This window comes from Natronorubrum halalkaliphilum, from assembly GCF_009834785.1.
In the GTDB taxonomy this organism is placed as follows: Archaea; Halobacteriota; Halobacteria; order Halobacteriales; family Natrialbaceae; genus Natronorubrum; species Natronorubrum halalkaliphilum.
This window is the reverse complement of the sequence record NZ_WUYX01000019.1, coordinates 53410-74402: the sequence shown is the minus strand read 5'-3', so window position 1 is coordinate 74402 and position 20993 is coordinate 53410. Positions and strand designations below refer to the sequence as shown.

Genomic DNA, 20993 nt, shown 5'->3' with positions numbered 1-20993 from the left:
CACGTCAGACCAGTTCGTCGAGGCTGGCCAGTTCGATACCTTCGGCGTCGAGTCGGTCGTGGATCGTCTCGAGCAACTCGACCGCGTTCGAGCCGTCGCCGTGGATACAGATCGACGACGCGGGAACGTTGATCGTCGTGCCGTCGACCGCCTCGATCTCGCCGCGCGTCGCGATGGAGACGACCCGATCCGCGACCAACTCGGGGTCTTTCGGCCCGACCGATTTCTCGACGATCAGCGTGCGGTCGGGGTTGTAGTCGAGGTCGACGTACCCCTCAAAGACGGCGTCTAGCTCGTCGTACTCCCGGGCGACCTCGTAGATGTTCATGTCGGTCGCCAGGTAGACGAGATCGGGGTCGACCTCGAGCATGCCTTCCATCACGGCCCGACAGTGGGCCTCGCTCTCGGAGAGCATCGAGTACATCGCCCCGTGGGGTTTGACGTGCTGGACGCTCGCACCATGGCGATTTGCAAACGCCGTTAGCGCACCCAATTGGTAGACGACGTAGTCGCGCACTTCTTCCGGCGTGGCATCCATCGTTCGGCGACCGAATCCCATCTTGTCCGGGAGGCCGGGGTGGACGCCGATGCCGACGTCGTGTTCGGCGGCGAGTTCGACGGTCTCTCGCATGACGTGCGGGTCGCCGGCGTGGTAGCCGCCGGCGATGTTCGCGGAGGTGATATAGGGCATCACCTCGCTATCGCGCCCCATCGTCCAGTTGCCGAAGCTCTCCCCCATGTCGCAGTTGATGTCGATTGCAGTCATCGTTTGGAAGCGATACTGTTCGTTCGTCGTCCGCATACTTGAGGTATCGTGCCCGTGAGTTGTCGAGAATACACTGCACCGGAAGACCGAGTCAGATGAAAAACACATCGAAACCGACGATTACTCGGCCAATGAATTATACGCCTCCTCGTGGCCGGGACTGCTATGGACACGTCACCGAACCTCGCCGACTACGAGGCCCTCTCGGAGGTGTTCGAGTGGGATCACATTTACACGGACGCCGATTGGGACGCCCCGGACGAGGTGAATATCGCCCACGAGGTCTGCGATCGCCACACGGCAGACCGTGGCACCGTGGCGCTCTTTTTCGTCGGATCGGATGGCGATCGTGAGCGGATTACTTTCTGGGAACTGTCACAGCGATCGAACCGGTTCGCGAACGTCCTCGAGGAACTGGGCCTCGAGCGCGGCGACCGAGCGTTCGCCTACATGCCACGAGTTCCCGAACAGTACGCGGCGATGCTCGGGACGCTGAAAGCGGGCTGTGTGTTCGGCGGCATCGACCCGCAGTACGGCGCGGACCGCGTCGCCTATCGGCTCGAGAACGCCGGTGCACGGGTGGTCGTCACGACGCCCGAACACCGGGAGACGTTGGCCGCAGCGCTCGAGGACGTCCCGTCGGTCGACCACGTGATCGTCGTCAGCGACGACGGGACGGGCATTCGACGAACCGACGTGAGCTACTACGAAGCGATGGACAACGCCTCGCTCGAGTACGAGACCGTCGAAACCGCGGGGTCGGATCCCGCACTGCTGTATTATACGAGCGGGACAACCGGTTCCCCGAAGGGGATCGTCCACGGTCACCGATGGATCGTCGGCGTCGCCGCCGCGAAACTGTACGCGGCCGATCTCCTGCAACACGGGAGCGATATCTACTGGGGAACGGGTGACCGCGGCTGGTTGACCGCGCCGGTCAACGCCCTCGGGGTGTGGTTCTGGGGCCACAGTCTGCTGGCGTACGACGGCGAGTTCGACGCGGAAACCTGGGCATCGATCCTCGACGAGTTTCCCGTGACGGTACTCTCGAGTATACCGACGATTTACCGACAGTTGCGAGATGAATCGGAGTACCTTGCGGACGCGGATCTTTCCCTCCATCGGGCGCTCAGTACCGGCGAACCGCTCGATCCGGAACTCGTTGAGTGGGGCGAGGAAGTGCTGGATGTCCCGATTCACGAGACCTACGGGCAGGCCGAGACGGGGAATATGATCGTCAACGTGTACCCATCGATCGAGACCCGGCCCGGAAGCATCGGCAAACCCCTTCCGGGCGTCGAGGCCGCTATCGTCGATCCGGATACCGGGGAGCGGATCGGACCCGGCGAAACCGGTGAGATTGCCGTCAGGGGCGAATATCCCTGTTTCTTCCTCGGCTATTGGGAGGACCCTGCCGGGACGGCAGCGGCGTTCGTCGACGGTCCGGATGGGGATGAGTGGTATCTGACTGGTGATCTGGGCCAGCGCGATGAGGAGGGCTATTTCTGGTACCAGGGTCGAGCCGACGACGTGATCATCAGCGGCGGAACGCGGATCGGTCCGCGTGTCGTCGAAGACGCGCTCGCCGACCACGACCGCGTTCGCGAAGCGGCCGCCGTTCCGACATCCCATCCGGAACTCGAGCAGGCCGTCAAGGGGTACGTCGTCCCGGCCGACGGGGTCGACGGTGACGAGGACCTCGCCGACGAACTCCGCACCGATGCGAAGGCATCGCTTTCCGACAGAGAGGTTCCCGAAGAGATCGAATTCCGCGACTCGTTACCGCGAGCGACGACGGGGGCGATTCGACGGTCGAAACTCCGCGAGTCGTCGCTTGGCGGCGAGACCGAGTAGTTCAACGCCAATTTCGATAGGCTAAAATCAGTCCCGCCGCTCGTCCGTTTCGACGGCTGTCTCGGAATCGGAATGCGCCCGCACCCACAGCTCGCCGATCCGGGAGAGCCGCGTCCGGTACGATTTCCCGTGTTCCTCGCGCTCGATATAGCCCTTGCCGCCGGGTCCCAACCGGTCGACGTTGTAGATGACCTTCGAGCGGAAGCTGTCGGTGTACTCCTCGTTCAACTCGCGGGCGAGCGATTCCGCGAGCTCCGAGACCGAGTCGAACTCGCCATCCTCGCCGAGTTTGTACAGGATGAGTTCCTCGAAGGGTTTGACGTTCGAGAACGAGGCGACGGGCAACTCCACGATATGGCCGCCGTCGATCTCCTTCGCGCCGATCGTCGTCCCGCGCTCGTCGAACTCGGACAGGAGATCCCGTGCGCTCTCGAGACGGGACTCGATCCGTCCGGCCTCGATTGCGGCGTCTTCGGCGACCTCCCCCTTTTCGCCGAGATCCTCGAGCAGGGCGATCTGCTCTCTAAGTTCCTCCGCGAGTTCCGTCTCGAGATACTTTTCGGGGGCGGTGTAGTAGGTGTGGATCTGCTCGCGGTCTTCCTGGCGCTCGACCATCAGCGAGTGGGCGGCGTTCGCGAAGGCGAAGCTAACCGTCCGCGGCATCGCGGCGACGTTCACCCAGACCTCGTTGCCCCGATCGAGTTCGGCGGTGATGAGTTCGTAGGCCTGCTCGAAGGCGTCGTCGTAGTTGTAGACGTCTTCCAGGACGAACCGGTCCGTTTCGGCGCCCAGCAGGCTCCGAAAGTCGGTCTCGAGTTTCTCCGAGAGGTGCCGGGAGTACTCGACGTTGGCCTCGCTCCCGACGGCCCCCTCGAGGAGAATGACGCTATCGACGTCGATCTGATCGCGCACCAACGGGGCGATCAGCCGGTCGTAGTCGAAGCCGACCGGGACGATGTGGGTTTGCATACCTGATAGAGCCGGCTGGGAGTTATAAAAACCACCAGACTTTGGACGCTCTCTATCCCGTTTGCCCGGTCAGATCGGTCCGTCTCGGTTACTCGGCGGACTCGGCGCCGGTACCGAAATCGATCGTCCGGATCAGTTCTGCGACCGTCTCCCGGTCGCGCTCCGGATCGGCGGCGAACCCGTCCGTCAGCTCAGCCACGTCCACCGCCGCGTTTTCGTCGATAGCCTCGGTGACGTCCTCGAGCGGAAGCGTCCCGCCGGCCATGCCGTAGCTCTCGTCGGTCGGCCAGATGGCGACGTGGGCCTCGGTCCCGATCCGTTCGGTTCCGTCGCCGTTCGCCGTCAGGTCGGGGGCGACGGGATAGGTCGCGTCGAGGACGAACCAGGCACCCGCGGCCCCGTTGGCCGCCTCGAACTCGAGGGTCTTTCGAGTGTCGTCGACGGATAGGCCCTCGTCCTCGAGCGTCTCGATGAACTGCGTTTTCGCCTTCGGTGCCGCCTTCGAAAAGACCGCATCCGGCGACAGCCCGAGATCGGAGAGCGACGGGGAGACCGTCACGTCGACGGCGAACAGCGAGCGGGCCGGGATCTCGCTCGCCCCCAGTCTCGAAAGTTGCTCGGCCCACTCGATCGGTTCGTACAGCGTCGTCTCCGCGGTAATCGAGGCGAGGAGGACGCTCGACTCGCCGGTACGGGTCCCGAGCGGTCGCCACGACTCGGCTAACGACTCCGGCAGGTGGGACGTCATTGCGCTCGTGTATGCGATCGGTCCCTTTTGGTCTGCCGGTCTCCGGACTTTTGGGCCGTCGAGAGTCGAGGCGCGATCTCGAGATCGATCAGTCCTGATGGCGCACGCGAACCATCCCGTCGGAGGTGACGCCGACGATCAGTGGCGTCGAAATCTCGCGCCCGGAAACCGCGTTGCCTGCGGCGTCGCTGACGACTTTCATCAGGTCCGGCGCGGTGTAATCCACCTTGACACCCTGCTCGTCGCAGGCCCTGTAGACCAGTTGTGGAACGTCGTACAGGTCGGTCCCTTCGGGAACGCGAACGCGAACCGGGGCCCGAAGCGCCTCCGCGAAGGCGACCGTCTCGCGAGCCTTCTCGAGGTTCTCTCGAGCGCTCGACTCGATCGAAGAGACGTTCGCCCGCGACGTTCCGAGCGAATCGGCGATGTCGGCCTGTGACACGTCGCGTTCACGAAGGGCCAGCACCTGCGCCTGCCGGTAGGTGAGGACGCTCGTGTCGGGATCGAAGCCGATCTCGTCGAGCAACTCCGCGATGTCGTCGATCATGGTGACCGCCTCCGCTCCCGGTGGGCGACGGACGCACACGCGCTCATACGATGCACTAAGACGGCGGCAGGATCAAAGCTTCCCCGATCCGATCGCTCGAGTCCGTTCGGTCGTGGCCGTTTTCGCTCGTTCGTGATACCAGCCGCCGAACGCACCGAGCGGTACGATCACCCACCCGGCGAAGACGACGGCGAACAGGAACGCCGAAACCACGGTCAGGAAGAAAACGACGGCTACCTCGCCCAGCGCCAGCGTACCACTAAGAAGACTCAGACCGGCAAACACGACTCCCAGTCCGATCGAGCCGCCGATCATGCTTCCGACTGCGGTACACGTGCCGAGCAGCGAGCCGAGAATCGGATTCGGATCCGGATCCGTGCCCGACTCGTTCCGGCCGATGGCCCGCCAGCAGCGCGTGCCGAGGAGAAACGACGTCAGCACGGCAAACGGGGCGAACAGCGCGCCGAACGCGACGACGAACTCGAGATCGGTCGCGTTCGTCACGGCGGTCGCGGTGTCGGTCGCGAGCAACAGCCCGCTGGCACCGAACCAGCAGGCGATCGCGAGTAGTGCGGTCGCCGCCATCGCGATTCCGCCGCCGACATCGCGTCGGGACGCGTACGGAAGCCGCCCAGGACCGAATCGTCGGCAGAGCGAACCGGACATATTCGCCCCGTTCGTGCCGAATCGAGTTAAGTATGTGTCACCTCTTCGGCCCGCGTCGGTATCGAGCCGCGTCGAAAGGGAGGGAGAACGAAGCGACCACGACGAGCGACTGCCGGCCAAACGCTATATACCGGTTGCGTGACTGACAGCGAGCATGAACGTTGCCAAAGCCGCCGGAACGTGCGAGGACGTTCTCGCCGAAATCGGGACCGCAGTGATCGGAGATCGGGAGCTGTTCGAAACCGTCCTGACCGCCGTCGTCGGGCAGGGCCACGTCCTCGTCGAGGACGTCCCCGGGACCGGAAAGACGCTGACCGCGCGGACGCTCGCGACCGCGCTCGATCTCGAGTTCAAACGCATCCAGTTCACGCCGGACCTGTTGCCGGCCGACATTACCGGTACGCACGTCTACGACGAACACGCCGGGGAGTTTTCGTTCGAGGCCGGCCCCATCTTTTCGAACGTCGTCCTGGCCGACGAGATCAACCGCGCGCCGCCGAAGACCCAGGCCGCACTGCTCGAGGCGATGGGCGAACGGCAGGTTTCGATCGGCGGCGAAACCCGCGAGTTGCCGGAGCCGTTTTTCGTCATCGCGACCCAGAACCCCGTCGAACAGGAGGGGACGTTTCCGCTTCCCGAGGCGCAGGTCGATCGGTTCATGGTCAAAACCGAGATGGGGTACCCCGACAGAGAGGGGGAACTCGAGTTGATCGATCGCCGAGCGAGTCGGGAATCACGGACGCCGAACGTGGGCAGCGTTGTCGACCGGGACTCAGTGCTTGATCTGCAGGGTGTCCCGGAGGCGGTTGCGGTCGACCCGGCGATTCGAGAGTATCTCGTCGACGTCTGTCGGGCGACCCGCGAGGACGAACGGGTCGACGTGGGCATCTCTCCGCGCGGGCTCCAGCGGCTGTTCGAGGCGAGTCGTGCTCGGGCAGTGATTTCGGGTCGGGACTACGTCGCTCCCGAAGACGTCCACGCGATCGTTCATTCGGTGCTCGATCATCGCATCGTCCTGACGACGGAAGCCGACGTTCGCGGCGTCGATCCGCGATCGATCGTCGAGGGTGCGGTCAACAGCGTGCCGGTGCCGTCGATGGGGTGAGCAACGAGGGAAGACAGCGGACCCGGTGACAGTAGCCGGTGCAGTGGCAGTAGCCGTACAGTGATAGTAATCGACACCGCCGCAGTAGCGCCACAGCGCGGGAGTACCGTCAACCGGCACCGCCCATGAAAAACAGCCACGACCAGTCGTCATCGTCGGTGTAGTACTCCCACTCACCGAGCGTCTCACCCCACGCGACCGGCGGTATCTCGTCGTCGCCGTCGTCGAGTTCCTCGAGTCGATCGCGGAGTTCCGGCGGGCCGAAGTCCGGTTCGCGAGTGAGTCGCTCGGCGTCCCGCGGTCGAACCGCGATTCGCCGTTGCTCTTCGTCCCAGTCCCACCACGACGTATCACCGTACGCGAACACGACATCGTACTGGCGGACGTGCTCGTCGCGACAGGCGGGATGGACCGCCCGAATCACCTCGGCCGCGATCCGGTAGACGGCGGCCAACTCGGGCTCGTCCGTCGTCTCGAGATCGATCTCGACCAGCGGGACGAACACCGGCTCGCCGTCCCGGTTGGTGTTCACCCGATAAACGTCATCGAGCGTCGGCGGCTCCGCCAGCCGATCCGCGTCCCGTCCGAGCGAGCAGCGTTCGAGAGCCTCCTCGGTCGCGGTAGTGAGGTCGGAGCCGGTCATACGAGAAACGACAGGCAGAAGTTATTAAAAATCTGACGCTCCGCGTATCAGTACTCGAGCGCCCACCGCTGTTCGTCCCGCGCCTCGAGTTCGTCCGAAACGCCCTCGGCCAGTCGGTAGTCCGACCCCTCGCGGACGACGGTGCCGGCCCGTTCGAGGTGCTCGAGGTGGGCGTAGGACTCGCCGGGGCCGTGAAGGATGTGGATGTCCTCGAGTTCGCCGAAGAGGTCGTCGCTGACGGTCCAGGTGTCGCAGGGCCCCTTCCGATCCAGCGCGTCGAGGACGCGCCAGGACCGTTCCTCGTGGTGATCGATGATGTACTGCGCCCGGCCGGCCGGGTCGTCGATCGGGTCGCGGTGGCCCGGCCACGCCCGGTCGTAGTCGGCGTCGACGATCCCCTGCAGCGCCCGGAGGTACTTCTCGAGGGGGTGGTCGACGCGAACGTCCGCGCCGCCGACGTTCGGGGTGTAAACCGGGAGCAGCACGTCGCCGGAGAAGACCTCGCGTTGGCCGTCGAGCGTCGTCTCGAACATCGAGAGTCCCGCGGCGTGGCCCGACGTGTGGACGACCTCGAGTTCGTGGCCGTTGAACGAGAACCGGTCGCCGTCTTCGAACGGCGTTACGGTCGGCGACTCGCTCGAGGTCACTTCGCCGGCCATCCGCTCGACGAGCACGTCCCGTTTCGCCTCGGGCATCCCCCACTGCTCGAAGTACTGCTGTTGCCGGTCGTACATCGCTTCCCACGCGTCCTCGTCGCCTTCGACGAGCGGGGCGTCCGCGGAATGTGCGTAGACCTCGGCACCGCTCTCGGCCTGAATCGCGTCAGCCAGTCCGACGTGGTCGCCGTGCCAGTGGGTGAGAAAGATCCGATCGACGTCGGCGAGGCTGAGGTCGCGCTCCGCGAAGGCGGCCTCGAGTTGCTCGCGGGTCGTGTCCAGCCAGTCGCCGGTGTCGATCAGCACCGTTTCGCTTCCATCCGCGAAGAGATACGCGTTGTTGTCACCTTCGAACGCCGAATTCGACAACGAAAGTCGCTCCATGCGGGATTATCGCACGGGAACTGCGAAAACTGTTGCGAGACCGGCCAGTCGCGAGCCGACCGTGGTCAGCCGCGAAGCGCCCAGGTGACCAACACGACCGCGAGCAGCCCGGTTCCGACGGCGATGGCCGCGTGTGCCGGATCGGTGATCGACGCGTCCGTCAGGACCCACCGGTAACACGCTATCGCGCCGCCGGCGACGACCGCGCCCGTCAGCAGCGAGCCGCCGACGTGGACGAGTTCCGCCCGGAGCGTCGCCGCCTCGCGACCCAGTTCCGTCCGAACGCCGTCCGCGTACTCGCCGATATCCCACAGGACGAACGCCCCCGTCGCCGTGAGAATCGCGGGTTCGACCTGCCCGACGACGGCGAGGCCGACCGCCAGGCAAAACACCGCGCCTGCCGCCAGCGCGGCCCCAATGGCTCGCGCCGGGAGAATGCGGAGCGCGCGGAGCATCGCGACCGACCACAGCAGCGACGAGAGGACGAACAGCGCGGCGACCAGTATCGCCGCCGCTATCGCGAACGCCGGGAACGCCCCGAGCAACTCGACCACCGACGGCGGAGCCGTTCCCTCGAGTGCACCCTCGAGATCCGCCTCGAGCGCCGTTTCTGAGAGTCCGCGGGCGAGCACGAGCGCGACGGCCGCGCCGCCGATTGCCGGTGCGACGAGTCGGGCCAGAACGCGTGCGACGTTCCGCCCCAGCACGCGGCGGACCCACTCGAGGAGTGCGAGCGAGAGCGTGACCGCGACGAGCGAGAGCAAGGCGATCCGCACCCCGGAGGACGTCACGAGCGTCGCGATCACGTCTCCGGCGGGCGCGGGAAGCGCCGAGCAAAGCTCCGCGGGCGCGATCGGGACGCTTTCGATCCGATCGGTCACCGACGACGCGGCGAACGCTGCGACCGTCAGCGCGATTGCGACCCGAACCGCGAGCGAACAGCCCCACCGGCTTCGTTCGATGCCGGCCGCGAGCGACCCGCGACGGTCGGGCGGAACGAGTCGCTCGAGCGGGAGGTAGCCGAGCGTTCGACTCGAGGCGAACGCCGCGACGAGGAGTAGCCCGGCGAAGGAGACGACCGCCCACGAGTCGGCCGCCGCGACGAGAATCTCGCCGGCGGATCCCAGCACGTCCATCGCGGCCGTTCCGGCGCGGTCGCGAACGGCGGATTCGGGGACGATCCGGAGGACGACGACGGCAAGCACACCGAACGCGGCCAGCATGGTCCCCGTCGCGCCGCGGCGAACGCCGCCGCTTCCGAGTCGATCCCAGGAGACGAGTCCCGCCGCGAGCGCGGCGATGATGAGCGCCCAGACGGAGAGTCCGGCGAAGAACCCGACGCCCGAGGACGCGACCGCGAGCGCGCCGGCCAGCAGCATCGGTGACGAGACAAACACCGCGACGGGGACGGCAACTGCGCCGCCGAAGCCGCGGACGACCGGGCGGTCGCTCGCGAGCAGCATCGTCGCCAGCGCCGCGCCGAGCCCCGCGCCCGTCGCGAGACCGGCGAGTTCGAGGCCGACGAGCCGCGAACCCACCAGAAGTCCGATCGACAGCGTCCAGACGACCATCGCTACGTCGCTCGCCGTCGGTCGAGCGAGCGCCGTCCAGAGCCCGCGTTTAGCCGTCGTCAGGACGCGTTTGCCGGTCTCGAGAGCGACGGTGCGTTTCGACGTCGTACCGGCGGCGTCCGAGCGGCGGCGAGTCGCTTCGGGACTGCCTGGGCCTGGGCCTCGAGTGCCAGTTCTAGTTCCAGTGCCAGTCCCGCCTCTAGCCCGGGTCCCACCTCCGGCGTTGCCACCCGGAACCGAATCGCCGCTCATCTCGATCCCCCTCCGGCACCGCCGGCGCGGAACGACTTCGCGAGCGCAACCGAGATCGGTTCCGCGAGCGTCCAGTCGACGACGGTCGCGCCGAGACCGCGAAGCGCGTCGATCCGGTTGGCTCGCCGCAGGCCCGCGATTCGAGCGCCCGCCGAGGGTGCCGTCGTCTCGGTGCCGTCGGTCACGTCGGGCGAGATGACCGTGACCGCGCGGCCGCGAGTCCGGAGCGTTTCCACGATATCGACCGCCTCGTCGTCCAGCAGCGGCGTACAGAACGCCACCTGTGCGCGACGGGGTAACCGACGCTCGAGGTCGGCCGCGAGCGAGTCATCGTCGAGAGTGTTCCCCGATGTAGTTCGGTTCGCGTGACCCGATTCGCCGCCGTCCGCGACGGGATGGGATCGATCAGCCGCCGTTCCGGAGTCAGCCGCGGCGTCCTCGAGCACGCTATCGGCCCGTCGCCGAACCTCGCTGCCGGCACCCGGTTCGATCCACGCGTCTCCCGACAGCGTTGCCAGGCCGGTTCGGTTGCCGTCCTCGATCGAGGCCACGACGCCTCGGGAGGCGGCGTAGAGGGTGAAGTCGAACGAATCCGGGCCGCCGCCGGGAACGCCGCGGTGGTGCTCGCGGCGGTCGTCGATCACGAAGACGATCGTCACGGACCGTTCCTCGCGGTACTCGACGGTCGCGAGGTCGCCGGTTCGAGCGAACCGATGCCAGTCGATCCGGTTGATCGGATCCCCGCGGCGGTACTCTCGCGTCGAGAAGAACTCGGTGCCGCTCCCGCCGTCGTCGGTCGGCGTCTGGCCGACGAACTGGATGGTTCGATCCTGAAACGGGAACGCGTCGAGCAGCGTCTCGCAGGCGAACTCGGTGTCGCCGGCCGGCACCCGTTCGGCCGTCGCGACGGCCGTCGCCGGCAGCGAGCGCAGTCGCACCGTCGCCGTTCCGAACTCGTACTCACCACGCGGCGGCGTCAACGTGTACTCGTGGCTGACGGTCTCGCCCGGCGAAACGGCGGTCGCGAACGCGGGCGAGCCGTTCGTTACCGGCACGTCGGCCGGCGGTTCGTCCACGATACGAACGTCCGGAACGACTCGAGACCCCTCGTTGGTCACCGACAGCGTCACCGTGACCGACTGGCCCGGCCGCACGCGAGTCTCCTCGAGCGTTCGCTCGAGTCGGACGGGCGCGTCGGTCGCCGTCGCGGTTTCTGACTCCGACTCCGAGTTCGACTCCGATTCGGTTTCGGCGCCGCGTTCGGACTCGGTAGCTTCCCCACCGGCATCGACGACTCGCTCGATATCGGGCGTCAAACTCGCCTGGCCGACGAGGACGAACCCCAGCGCGACGATCGCGAGGAAAAACAGCGCCGGGACGCCGAGTCCGACGGCGAGCAGACACGACGTCAGCGCGACCACGAGCGCGGCCTGCCAGCGTGCCTGCCGACTCGTTTCGCTCACGCCGACACCTCCTCGGCCGGTTCCGCAGCGTCCGTAGTGTCCGTATCGTCCGCTCCGTTCGCAGCGTCGACAGTACCTATGGCGTCCGCGCCGTCCCGTCGTGGCCCCGCAACCGTCGCCGTCGCCTGCACCCGCTCGATCTCCGCGAGCGTCCGCTCCAGGCTCCGTTCGAATGGATCCGCGGCGGTGACGAGGTCGAACAGCCAGAGCCACAGCGGCGTCGACGGTCCCTCGGCACCGGCGAGGAACGCGGCTGCGCGCGGATCGTCGGTCCACGAACCGGCTTCGATCGCCGCCGTCGCGTCGGCGTTGGAGCAGCCGGCGGCGTTCGCGTAGGCCGTCGCCGCGATCGGGCGCAGCGACTCGAGGAGCGCCTCGCGCGCATTCTCTCGGGTCTCGCGCGGTTCCTCGTCGTACGCCGTCACGAGGGTGATTCGCCCGTCAGCCGACGCGCCGACGACCGACTGCTGATCGGTCGCGATGGAACTGCCGAATCGAGCGCCGGTATCGGATGCGGACCCGTCCGCGGTGAGCGGCGTCGTCGCGGACGGTCGAAGCCGGCCGACGAGTCCGTGTATCGGGGCAAACACCACGAACAGTGCGACGAGGGTGAGCGTGACCAGCCCGGGGTTGATCGCCTCGAAGAGCGGCCGGAGTTCGGGAACCGACTCGATCAGGAGCGCCGGTCGGTACGCGAGAATCCCGCTGATGGCGACCAGCGCCGCCGCGGGGAGCGTGACGAGCGCGAGGCCGATCGCCGACGGCGTTCTACTCACCGGGATCCGCCTCCGGGTTTGAATTCGTGCTATCCGTCCCACTGGTTCCATCCGTTCCATCCGCTTCGGCTGCCTCCTCCGTCTCCGTCGACTCGAGCGTCGAGCGCAACCGATCGTGAGCGGTCGTCGTCCGCTCGAGGTACGATTCGGGGTCGCGGTCGCCGTACTCGACGTCGCGGAAGGAGTCGGTAATCGTCTCGACGGGACCGTCCGGCGCGCCGGCATTCCTGGCACTGCGGGCGACGTCCGACGGTGTCGCCGTCGCGACGCGTCCGCGGTACATCGGCGAGGCGTCGATCACGCTCTCGAAGGCCCGCCGGATGCGCTGGCGAGCGGGAACGTGCGTTTCGTCGCCCTCGTCGCCCTCACCCGTGGTCTCGTCCCCGAAGAGCGACGAGCGAACGGTCCGGACTCGCGTCCCCGCCGAGCGGAACGCGCCCGCGATAGCCGCCAGTACGAGCCCCGGCAAGTCGGCGATCGATCGCAGTCCGCGAAGCGCTCGGATCGCGCGCTCGAGGGCCTGGGAACAGGCGACCACGGCCGTCAGCGCGAGGGAGACGAGCCGTCCCGGAATCGAGAGGACCGCGCCGAGCAGCCACCTGCGCGTGTAACAGAGGTAGCCGAGGATCAACAGCGCGAGCGCGACGAGGGCGGTCGTGATGTCTCCTGCGGAGAGTCCGGGAACGGCGTCCTCGAGCGCGGATTCGTCGCCGCCGTCTTCGGCGGTCGTCCCCCCTTCGTCGCCGTCGTCGTCAGTATCGTCCGCATCACCGGTGTCGCTACCGTCGTCATCACCGTCCGTCTCCGATCCAGGTTCGTCGTCTCGAGTCTCGCCGTCGGCTGACTCGCCCTCCGTCTCGTGTTCTTGATCCCGCTCGGAGGCGTCCTCATCGACTTCATCTCCGCCCTCGTATCCACCATCGTCGGCACCCTGCTCATCGTCCGTATCCGCCCCATCATCGCTGCCGTCCCATTCGTTCTCACCGTCACTGTCGCTCTCACCGTCACTTCCGTCCCAGTCGTCACCGCTTCCCGTCCGTTCGTCGCCGTCAGATTCGCTCGAGCCGTCTTGCTCGCCGTCAGCCGCTCCGTCCTCGTGGTCGCTCCAACCGTCGCTATCGGAGTCGTCAGTGTCGCCGTCCCAGGAACCATCGTCCGTATCGGAGCCGTCGCTTCCCTCGCCGTCAGCGTCGTCGGCCGATTCCGGTTGGCCGTCGAACTCGTCATCAGCTTCGGGATCATCACCTTCGCCGCTCGAGTCCTCCGCAAATTCACCGGAATCGACGGACGAGTCGAGCAGGTCGCCGAACTCGCCGTCGACGCCGGCTTCGGCGAGACTGCCTTCGGCATCGGTCTCCGTTTCGGCATCGGCGGCGACATCGGAATCGGCGGGGATGTCAGCATCATCCGACGCTGGGTCGTCCGGCGCTGCGTCGGCCGAGCCGGAGTGGTCGGGCGACGCGCCGGCGCCATCGTCAAATAGAGACACCAGTCCCGCGAGCCCGTAGAGCGCGCGTTCGACGATCGAATTGTCGATTTCGTCGGCGCGGTCGGCGAGTGCAGCGGCGGGCGAGTCGGATTCGCCGGTCGCCAGTGCATCGGTCGACTCCTCGGGGACGCCATCGCCAGTTGCGCTTTCGTCAGCCGCCGCACTCGATTCGGAGGTCCCGTCATCGCCGGTCTCAGTGCGTTGCTCGGACTCGGTGTCGCCTGCTGAGTGGGCTTCCTGCGCTGGTACATTCGCCGGCTCCATCGATTCCTGTTCACCGCCACCGCCGTCGAGGAAGTCGTTTGCCGGCGATTCCGATGCCAGCATCGGCATCGCACTCGCAGCGAGAAGCAGTCCACACACCGCACAGCAAACCGCACCGATTGCAAGCAGTCGTCGTCCAATGTCCGATCCAGCCGCCATCAATTGCGCTACTGTTGACGTAACTGGTACTTACGTCTTATTGCAAAATCACGGTGAGAACAGCGATAGGGCTCCGTTGACTGTCCACTCGACGGAACCGGACTCGAGGCGAGTTACGAGCCCCAGAAGTTATCGCGACTGCCGAGCCGTTCGCGGCGGTTGCTCTTGTCGGAACCCTCCGATTCGTCTTCGGAGGGACCGTCGCCCTCTTGGTCCGCACCGGTGTCTTCGCCGGCGTCGGCGTCCGTCTCGTCGTCCTCGTCGTCTGCCTCCATCGGAAGCAGTTCGAGCTCTTCTGCGCGTGCGTGATTGCTGTGGACTCGCGTGATCTCGACGCGAGCGCGGGCCTCCGGCAGGACGCCGTCGACCATGACGATGAACCCGTCGTCGGTTCGACCCACACCGGCACCGCTTTCGTGCATGTCGACGACGTCGATGACGACCTCTTCGCCGGGTTTGACCGGCTGCGTCTTCAGATCCTCGATGGGCTGGCTGTAGTGGTTACACCACTCCTTGCCACCCCGGTCACCGTAGTGTTGGCACCCCATTCCCGAAATCCGTTCGGAGAAGCTCGGACAGTCGTCGGCAAGTGGACAGTCTGCCATAGCGCGTACTACCAGTGACGACGTTAAACCGTTTCCGTCTTCCAGATGGGAATCGAAGCGATTGAAAACGCTGGTAGGGTAGACCGCCGCTCTAATAAGGGGCGTAATCTCCAATGGGCTTCCGAGTGAAAATCGGCAAATGAACGGAAACCATCTAACGGGGCGTTTCGAAAAGGTTTACGGTACGGACGTAGCAGTGATAAACGATGAAAATCCTCGTTACGGTCAAAGAAGTCGCGACCGTCGAAGACGAGTTCGAAATCGAGGGTACTGAGATCGCCGATCAGTACCTGGGTGCCGACCTCAACGAGTGGGACGATTACGCCATCGAAGAGGCCGTTCAGCTCCAAGAGGACGGAATCGCCGACGAAGTCGTCACGGTCACGATCGGCCCTGAAGACTGTGAACAGACCATCCGTCAGGCCCTCGCGAAGGGTGCCGACCGCGCCGTCCGCGTCTGGGACGACTCGCTGGAGGGTGTCGACCTGCTCGACGTCAACGCGAAGACGGAGATCCTGAGCGCCGTCATCGAGGACGAGGACCCCGACCTCGTGCTGACGGGCGTTCAGGCCGGCGACGACAGCTTCGGCGCGACCGGCGTTTCGGTCGCCGAGGAGGTCGGCTACCAGTGGGGCGCCGTCGTCAACCACCTCGAGCACGACTTCGACGACGAGGTCGCCTCGGTTCGCCGCGAACTCGAGGGCGGTGTCGAGGAGCTCACTGACATCGAGCTCCCGGCCGTGCTGACGATCCAGACGGGTATCAACGAGCCACGCTACGCAAGTCTGCGCGGTATTCGACAGGCCCAGCGCAAGGAACTCGACGTGCAGGGCCTCGCCGACCTCGGCGTCGAGGAGAGCGCAATCGAGTCCGAACTCACCCTCACCGACATGTACGAGCCGGAAAGCGAGAGCGACGTCACCGTTTGGGAAGGCAGCGCCGACGAGACCGCCTCGGAATTGGGTGAACTGCTCCGCGACAAGGGGGTGGCGCCATGAGCGACGTACTCGCCGTCACCGACCACCGCCGCGGCGAACTGCGAGACGTCAGCTACGAACTCATCACCGCGGGCCGCCAGCTGGCCAACGAAACCGGCGGTGACCTCCACATCGCCGTCATCAGCGGCACCGTCGACGACTTCGCGGAGAAACTCAACCGCAACGGCGTCGACGCCGTCCACACGGTTTCCCACGGCGAGGAGTTCAACCACGACGTCTACACGCAGACGATCACCCAACTCTACGACGAACTCGCGCCGCAGTTCGTGCTCACGCCGAACAGCGTCAACGGACTCGACTACGCACCGGCGGTTGCCAACCAGCTCGATCTGCCGGTCGTCACCGACACCGTCGACCTCGAGACTGACGGCGAGACCCTGATCGCCACCCGCGAAATGTACGGTGGCAAGGTCGAGACGACGAACGAACTCGAGGGCGACGCCGTCGTCACGATCCGCGGTGCCGAGTGGCCAAAAGCCGAAGGCAACGGCGACGCCTCGATCGAAGCCTTCGATGTCGATATCGACGAGGACGCCGTCGGGTCGACCGTCAACGGCTTCGAAGAGGTCGGCGGCGGCGACGTCGACATCAGCGAGGCCGACGTGCTCGTCAGCGTCGGCCGCGGGATCGAAGAGGAGGAGAACCTCTCGATCATCCAGGACCTCGCGGACGCACTCGACGCGACGGTGTCGTCCTCGCGACCGATCGTCGACAACGGCTGGCTGCCGAAGAACCGACAGGTCGGCCAGTCCGGAAAGGTCGTCACGCCCGACGTCTACATCGCAATCGGTATCTCCGGCGCCGTTCAGCACGTTGCCGGCATGAAAGGCTCCGATACGATCGTCGCGATCAACACGGACCCCAACGCGCCGATCATGGACATCGCGGACTACGCGATCCACGACGACCTCTTCGATGTCGTCCCCGCGCTGACCGAAGAATTCGGCGGCTAGCCGCCGGTCGAGTCGATCACGATTCGTGGTTTGGGGTGTTCACAGAGTCCATTTTTGCGACAGTAGCTCTCGACAGAGCGTCAGCGCTATCGATCGTCCCGGTGGGGTGACCTCGAGTGCGGCGTCGACGAGAGCGCGATCGAACCCGACGGCGGCTCGTCCGACGGGCCGTATTCCTGCAGGCAGGTGGTCAGGAGGAAGCCGACAGCTGCAATGCCCTCGATCCGTCACCTACTTTGTACCCCCGTCCTAAGCGCTGGCAATGGAACGTCTGGAGCGTCGTCGGGCCCTGGTCGAGGAGCGCCTCGTCGAGGTGGTCGACGGCGTCGAGCCGGACGCGCTCTCGGACGAAGTTCGCCACACCGTGCTCTCGGGTGGCAAGCGCGTTCGGCCGATGGTAACGCTGCTGGCCTGTGAGACAGTCGGTGGGACGGCCGAGGACGCGGTCGACTTCGGCGTCGGTATCGAACTCGTTCACAGCGCGTCGCTGGTCATCGACGATATCATCGACCGATCGGAACTGCGCCGCGGGACGACGAGCGCGTGGGCCGAATACGGGTACGGCCCGGCGATTATCACCAGCGACGGGCTGCTCGGCGAAGCCTTCGCGCTCTTCTCTGCGGACCCGAACGCGATGCAGGTCGTCACCGAAGCAATGGTCGAACTCGGCATCGGCGAAGCGACGGAGCTATCGGCCAAACCGGAAACCGAAACGGAGTACATGACGTTGGCCCGTCGCAAGACTGGCGCGCTCTTTCGGGCCGCCGCCGAACTCGGGGCCATCGCCGCCGACTCGGATCCGGTCACCGTCGAAGCGCTCGGCGAGTACGCCGAACGGGTCGGCGTCGCCTTCCAGATCAGAGACGACGTGCTCGACGCCGTCGCGGACCCCGACGAACTGGGCAAGCCGACCGGCCACGATGCCGCCCTCGAGCGCCCATCGGTTGTCCAGGTGACCGATCTCACTCCCGACGAAGCGAACGCCCGCGCTCGAGCCGAGTCCGAGCGCGCGATCGAAGCGCTGGATCGCGTCGAGGTGGCCGATCCCGACGCCAGAGACTACTTGCTCGAACTAGCGGAGTTCGTCGTCGAGCGCGAGCGATAACTCGGCCAGTCTGTTGTCGGTCTGCTGTCCCTGTGTATCCTCGACCAGTCTGCTATACCCGTGTACCAGGGCGACCGCGAGGAATATCGGGTCGCGCCGGCACTGACTACAGCGGTCCGTATCAGACCCGGTCCGTTTGCCGCGTGCCCTCCTCCGCGTCATCCGCTCGGTCCGAAAATCGCGACTCGACGACGGCAAACGTGAGCGTGCTAACGATACCGAGCAGCGTTCCGGCCGTCAGCGCCGTTGCGAGGTAGCTGATCTCAACGACGTCGAGGAAGTACGCACTCACCGCGTGGAGGACGATCGCGATCGAGAGCACGTAGAACGGGGCGTTGAGGTAGCGCCACTCGAGGGAGCCAGCGATGTACTCGTCGGTGATCTGTCCGAGGCTGGTGGTGACGCCCGCAGCGGCGACCCACTGGACCGAGCCGTAGACGAGCGCAGCGATCGTGACCGGAGCGCCCACCTCGCCGGCTGTGGACTGGCGGACCTCCTCAAGCGTGTTCAGACCGCTGACGCCGCCGAGGACGAACAACGCGGCGGCGACGACGTAGGCGAGCAGAGTCGTCCGACCGGCGTACAGCGATCGGCGAGCGCGCTCGACGGCCTCGTCGAGACGGTCACCGAGTCCAAGGCCGCGGGAGATGAGATACAGCCCGAGCAGCGCCGAGGTCATCCCCAGTACGAACCCCGGCATCTCGAGGACGGCCCCGATCAGTGCGAGCGGATAGATGAGCAGCAGAATGCCCAGCGGGATCAACACCGTCCCCCTCGTCTCGGGGTCATTCAGCACCTGTTTGATCGTGTAGTACATCGACTCTAAGTTCTGGGCCTGTCGGACGACGACGCGGCGGACGCCGTCGATGGGGACTCGCGACCGGATGATCGGAATGACGGATTCGTCCTGTGCACCGTCGGTGACCACGAGCACGGTGATGTCTTCGGCGGTCGAGAGACTTGCAAGAACCGTGTCGACTTCGTCGCCGACCTCGCGGTTGGCGTTAACGTCGCCGTCGTCGTTGCCGGTGACCACGGCTACCTCGACGCTTTCGTCGCGTTCGTCGAGGTCATCGTAGACGTGGAGGCCCTGAAAGATTACGTTGACGTCGGAGTCCTCCGGGTCCGCAGTCGCGAGCGCGACGGCGGCCTCTTCGACGGGATCGCGGCCGATAACTGGCGTCGAGAACCCGGTCTTGCGACCGAGGTCGTCGTCGAGGTCGACACAGAGGACCAACAGCATCGATCGAACGTTCGGCCGCGGGGTATTTCCATCTTCTGGGGACGACAGAATTCAGCGGCTCGACGAGAACCCGACCGTTACTCCACACCGCGCAGGGTCACTCCACGAGTGTGGATGAGGGTGGCGGCGAACGGGTCGGTGACGGAGTCGATATCGCCCGTACGACGCACGACCAGTGACGGTAGCACACGCCACACGCCCCAAATGCGTTTCGCACGTCTTTTGTGGATCCGCCCAGTATGTTCCCTCGAATGATCTCGAAGGGCTGTGAGCAGTGCGCGAAAGGTGGCAAGATGGTGCTGTTCGTCTACGGATACTGCGACCAGCGTGACTGCTTTTACTGCCCGCTCGGTGAGAACCGCAAGAACGTGACCGACGTCTACGCTAACGAGCGACGCGTCGAGAGCGACGAGGACGTCCTTACGGAAGCCCGCCGAATGGACGCACTCGGGACCTCGATCACCGGCGGCGAGCCACAAGAGGCTCTCGAGCGGACCTGTAACTACCTCTCCCTGCTCAAAGACGAGTTCGGTGAAGACCATCACACGCACCTCTACACCGGCATTACCGGCGGCCGCGAGAACATGCGCCGTCTCTCCGAGGCCGGCCTCGACGAAATTCGATTCCACCCACCGTACGAACAGTGGGGCGACCTCCACGGCACCGAGTGGGAGGAAATCCTCTACATCGCTCGCGACGAAGGACTCACGCCCGCGTTCGAGATTCCGGGGATTCGAGCCGAAGAAGAGTTCCTCGAGTTCCTGGACGAAGGCGCTGCCGACTTCTGTAACGTCAACGAGTTCGAGATGAGCGACGGGAACTACCGTCGAATGCAGGAGGAAGGATTCGAACTCAAGGAAGACCACATGAGCGCCGTCGACAACGACCGCGACGAAATCCTCGACGTGATGGGCGACCACGAGAAGGTCTACTTCTGTACCTCGGTGTTCAAAGACGCCGCCCAACACCGCCGGCGACTCAAGCGGATGGCCCGTAACGTCCGTCGCGAGTTCGACGACGTCACCGACGACGGTACGCTCGTCTACGGCAAAACGTACGCCGACCCCGACCGCTTCGAAGCGCTCGGCGTCCCCGAGGAGTTCTACACGGTCAAGTCGAATCACGTCGAAGTCGCTTGGTGGCTCTTAGAGGAGATGATCGAAGCCGGCGATCTCGAGGAGGGCGAAATCGTCGAACAGTATCCGAGTTACGACGGTCAGGTCGTCGAACGGACGCCGCTGGCCTGAGCGACTGTCCCGCGAGCGAACGGAGAGAGCGAGCGGCTTTTTGGTCGAGATTTTTGCGCGAGAAGTGAGTGAGCCTCGCGAACGAACTCGAGCGGAAAAAGGTCGCGACGCAGTATCCGAGTTACGACGGTCAGGTCGTCGAACGGACGCCGCTGGCCTGAGCGACTGTCCCGCGAGCGAACGGAGAGAGCGAGCGGCTTTTTGGTCGAGATTTTTGCGCGAGACGGATTCAGACCCCGATAGGGGACGGGTATCACCGGTTGGGCGCAAGGAGATTTCGGGGTGAACACGAACGACCCTCTCACCGCAGATACGTCACTGATATTTCACGATGAGTTCTTGTGGCTGACTCGCCAAGACTGAAGTATGCCTCACGACCAAGATATCGAAGGCGATACGTCGAAAATAGCCTCCGAGTACGAGTGCCTGCAATGTGGAAAGATCGTTTCGGCCAAAACCCACCCCGGAGAATGCTCCGACTGTGGCGGTGAGTTCCAGAACCGAGCAAAATCGCTTGAATGAGTGTTCGC

20 protein-coding genes are annotated in these 20993 nt (G+C 65.4%); 7 read left to right on the top strand and 13 right to left on the bottom strand.

Features of this window, described 5'->3' with window-relative positions; genetic code table 11:
- Positions 1–4: 4 nt before the first annotated feature.
- Positions 5–766 carry a LamB/YcsF family protein gene (locus tag GS429_RS04730; RefSeq protein WP_160063307.1) on the bottom strand — a complete coding sequence of 254 codons (762 nt, stop codon included), beginning with the start codon at positions 764–766 and terminating at the stop codon, positions 5–7.
- 165 nt (positions 767–931) lie between these two features.
- Here GS429_RS04730 and GS429_RS04725 point away from each other — a divergent pair, with 165 nt between their 5' ends.
- Complete coding sequence (locus tag GS429_RS04725; RefSeq protein WP_160063213.1) at positions 932–2620, top strand: acetate--CoA ligase; 1689 nt, start codon at positions 932–934, stop codon at positions 2618–2620.
- Between the two features lie 27 nt (positions 2621–2647).
- Here GS429_RS04725 and GS429_RS04720 read toward each other — a convergent pair whose 3' ends face one another.
- From GS429_RS04720 to GS429_RS04705, 4 genes are all read right to left on the bottom strand, one after another.
- Positions 2648–3589 carry an HFX_2341 family transcriptional regulator gene (locus GS429_RS04720; RefSeq protein ID WP_160063211.1) on the bottom strand — a complete coding sequence of 314 codons (942 nt, stop codon included), beginning with the start codon at positions 3587–3589 and terminating at the stop codon, positions 2648–2650.
- Between the two features lie 88 nt (positions 3590–3677).
- Positions 3678–4337, bottom strand: a complete 660-nt coding sequence (locus GS429_RS04715) for a DUF6517 family protein (RefSeq protein ID WP_160063209.1) — start codon at positions 4335–4337, stop codon at positions 3678–3680.
- An 88-nt stretch (positions 4338–4425) separates the two neighbouring features.
- Positions 4426–4884 (bottom strand): Tfx family DNA-binding protein, encoded by a 459-nt coding sequence (locus GS429_RS04710; RefSeq protein ID WP_160063207.1) that lies wholly within the window; start codon positions 4882–4884, stop codon positions 4426–4428.
- 72 nt (positions 4885–4956) lie between these two features.
- The gene (locus GS429_RS04705) at positions 4957–5550 is read right to left on the bottom strand and encodes a hypothetical protein (protein WP_160063205.1); all 594 of its coding nucleotides are present in this window, start codon (positions 5548–5550) and stop codon (positions 4957–4959) included.
- Positions 5551–5704: 154 nt separating this feature from the next.
- Here GS429_RS04705 and GS429_RS04700 point away from each other — a divergent pair, with 154 nt between their 5' ends.
- Positions 5705–6655 (top strand): AAA family ATPase, encoded by a 951-nt coding sequence (locus GS429_RS04700; protein WP_160063203.1) that lies wholly within the window; start codon positions 5705–5707, stop codon positions 6653–6655.
- Positions 6656–6764: 109 nt separating this feature from the next.
- On the opposite strand, the gene GS429_RS04695 is transcribed toward GS429_RS04700, so the two are convergent.
- The 7 genes from GS429_RS04695 to GS429_RS04665 all read right to left on the bottom strand — a co-directional run bounded on the left by GS429_RS04695 (position 6765) and on the right by GS429_RS04665 (position 14917).
- A complete protein-coding gene (locus GS429_RS04695) occupies positions 6765–7298 on the bottom strand; it encodes a hypothetical protein (RefSeq protein ID WP_160063201.1) in 534 nt (177 codons plus the stop codon).
- A 47-nt stretch (positions 7299–7345) separates the two neighbouring features.
- Positions 7346–8338, bottom strand: coding sequence for an MBL fold metallo-hydrolase (locus GS429_RS04690; RefSeq protein WP_160063199.1), 993 nt, complete (start codon positions 8336–8338; stop codon positions 7346–7348).
- A gap of 65 nt (positions 8339–8403) precedes the next feature.
- Positions 8404–10161, bottom strand: coding sequence for a DUF7519 family protein (locus GS429_RS04685; protein WP_201293955.1), 1758 nt, complete (start codon positions 10159–10161; stop codon positions 8404–8406).
- Entirely contained in the window at positions 10158–11624 is a 1467-nt protein-coding gene (locus GS429_RS04680; protein ID WP_328821242.1) for a DUF58 domain-containing protein, read from the bottom strand. Before GS429_RS04680 ends, GS429_RS04685 begins: the two co-directional genes overlap by 4 nt.
- Positions 11621–12400: a DUF7269 family protein gene (locus GS429_RS04675; protein ID WP_160063197.1), complete on the bottom strand. Its 780-nt coding sequence runs from the start codon at positions 12398–12400 to the stop codon at positions 11621–11623. Before GS429_RS04675 ends, GS429_RS04680 begins: the two co-directional genes overlap by 4 nt.
- Positions 12393–14312 (bottom strand): putative sodium/potassium/calcium exchanger, encoded by a 1920-nt coding sequence (locus GS429_RS04670; protein WP_160063195.1) that lies wholly within the window; start codon positions 14310–14312, stop codon positions 12393–12395. The genes GS429_RS04675 and GS429_RS04670 overlap by 8 nt, the downstream gene beginning before the upstream one ends.
- 113 nt (positions 14313–14425) lie before the next feature.
- Complete coding sequence (locus tag GS429_RS04665; protein ID WP_160063193.1) at positions 14426–14917, bottom strand: TRAM domain-containing protein; 492 nt, start codon at positions 14915–14917, stop codon at positions 14426–14428.
- A 206-nt stretch (positions 14918–15123) separates the two neighbouring features.
- On the opposite strand from GS429_RS04665, the gene GS429_RS04660 reads away from it, so the two are divergent.
- The 3 genes from GS429_RS04660 (at position 15124) to GS429_RS04650 (ending at position 17973) form a co-directional block, all read left to right on the top strand.
- Positions 15124–15915 carry an electron transfer flavoprotein subunit beta/FixA family protein gene (locus GS429_RS04660; protein ID WP_160063191.1) on the top strand — a complete coding sequence of 264 codons (792 nt, stop codon included), beginning with the start codon at positions 15124–15126 and terminating at the stop codon, positions 15913–15915.
- Positions 15912–16868: an electron transfer flavoprotein subunit alpha/FixB family protein gene (locus tag GS429_RS04655; protein WP_160063189.1), complete on the top strand. Its 957-nt coding sequence runs from the start codon at positions 15912–15914 to the stop codon at positions 16866–16868. Before GS429_RS04660 ends, GS429_RS04655 begins: the two co-directional genes overlap by 4 nt.
- A gap of 262 nt (positions 16869–17130) precedes the next feature.
- Positions 17131–17973 (top strand): polyprenyl synthetase family protein, encoded by an 843-nt coding sequence (locus GS429_RS04650; protein WP_160063187.1) that lies wholly within the window; start codon positions 17131–17133, stop codon positions 17971–17973.
- A gap of 121 nt (positions 17974–18094) precedes the next feature.
- On the opposite strand, the gene GS429_RS04645 is transcribed toward GS429_RS04650, so the two are convergent.
- Complete coding sequence (locus GS429_RS04645) at positions 18095–19216, bottom strand: DUF373 family protein (protein ID WP_160063185.1); 1122 nt, start codon at positions 19214–19216, stop codon at positions 18095–18097.
- Positions 19217–19467: 251 nt separating this feature from the next.
- On the opposite strand from GS429_RS04645, the gene GS429_RS04640 reads away from it, so the two are divergent.
- The gene (locus tag GS429_RS04640) at positions 19468–20463 is read left to right on the top strand and encodes a radical SAM protein (RefSeq protein ID WP_160063305.1); all 996 of its coding nucleotides are present in this window, start codon (positions 19468–19470) and stop codon (positions 20461–20463) included.
- Between the two features lie 366 nt (positions 20464–20829).
- Complete coding sequence (locus tag GS429_RS04635) at positions 20830–20985, top strand: rubrerythrin-like domain-containing protein (protein WP_160063183.1); 156 nt, start codon at positions 20830–20832, stop codon at positions 20983–20985.
- The last annotated feature ends 8 nt before the right edge of the window (positions 20986–20993 follow it).

Excerpts from the sequence above, each read along its gene's own strand:
- GS429_RS04690 (WP_160063199.1), bottom strand. The coding sequence starts at position 8,338 with ATGGAGCGACTTTCGTTGTCGAATTCGGCGTTCGAAGGTGACAACAAC.
- GS429_RS04660 (WP_160063191.1), top strand. The coding sequence starts at position 15,124 with ATGAAAATCCTCGTTACGGTCAAAGAAGTCGCGACCGTCGAAGACGAG.
- GS429_RS04665 (WP_160063193.1), bottom strand. The coding sequence starts at position 14,917 with ATGGCAGACTGTCCACTTGCCGACGACTGTCCGAGCTTCTCCGAACGG.
- GS429_RS04715 (WP_160063209.1), bottom strand. The coding sequence starts at position 4,337 with ATGACGTCCCACCTGCCGGAGTCGTTAGCCGAGTCGTGGCGACCGCTC.
- GS429_RS04640 (WP_160063305.1), top strand. The coding sequence starts at position 19,468 with ATGATCTCGAAGGGCTGTGAGCAGTGCGCGAAAGGTGGCAAGATGGTG.
- GS429_RS04710 (WP_160063207.1), bottom strand. The coding sequence starts at position 4,884 with ATGATCGACGACATCGCGGAGTTGCTCGACGAGATCGGCTTCGATCCC.
- GS429_RS04705 (WP_160063205.1), bottom strand. The coding sequence starts at position 5,550 with ATGTCCGGTTCGCTCTGCCGACGATTCGGTCCTGGGCGGCTTCCGTAC.
- GS429_RS04720 (WP_160063211.1), bottom strand. The coding sequence starts at position 3,589 with ATGCAAACCCACATCGTCCCGGTCGGCTTCGACTACGACCGGCTGATC.
- GS429_RS04730 (WP_160063307.1), bottom strand. The coding sequence starts at position 766 with ATGACTGCAATCGACATCAACTGCGACATGGGGGAGAGCTTCGGCAAC.
- GS429_RS04685 (WP_201293955.1), bottom strand. The coding sequence starts at position 10,161 with ATGAGCGGCGATTCGGTTCCGGGTGGCAACGCCGGAGGTGGGACCCGG.
- GS429_RS04725 (WP_160063213.1), top strand. The coding sequence starts at position 932 with ATGGACACGTCACCGAACCTCGCCGACTACGAGGCCCTCTCGGAGGTG.
- GS429_RS04695 (WP_160063201.1), bottom strand. The coding sequence starts at position 7,298 with ATGACCGGCTCCGACCTCACTACCGCGACCGAGGAGGCTCTCGAACGC.
- GS429_RS04670 (WP_160063195.1), bottom strand. The coding sequence starts at position 14,312 with ATGGCGGCTGGATCGGACATTGGACGACGACTGCTTGCAATCGGTGCG.
- GS429_RS04650 (WP_160063187.1), top strand. The coding sequence starts at position 17,131 with ATGGAACGTCTGGAGCGTCGTCGGGCCCTGGTCGAGGAGCGCCTCGTC.
- GS429_RS04635 (WP_160063183.1), top strand. The coding sequence starts at position 20,830 with ATGCCTCACGACCAAGATATCGAAGGCGATACGTCGAAAATAGCCTCC.
- GS429_RS04700 (WP_160063203.1), top strand. The coding sequence starts at position 5,705 with ATGAACGTTGCCAAAGCCGCCGGAACGTGCGAGGACGTTCTCGCCGAA.
- GS429_RS04645 (WP_160063185.1), bottom strand. The coding sequence starts at position 19,216 with ATGCTGTTGGTCCTCTGTGTCGACCTCGACGACGACCTCGGTCGCAAG.
- GS429_RS04655 (WP_160063189.1), top strand. The coding sequence starts at position 15,912 with ATGAGCGACGTACTCGCCGTCACCGACCACCGCCGCGGCGAACTGCGA.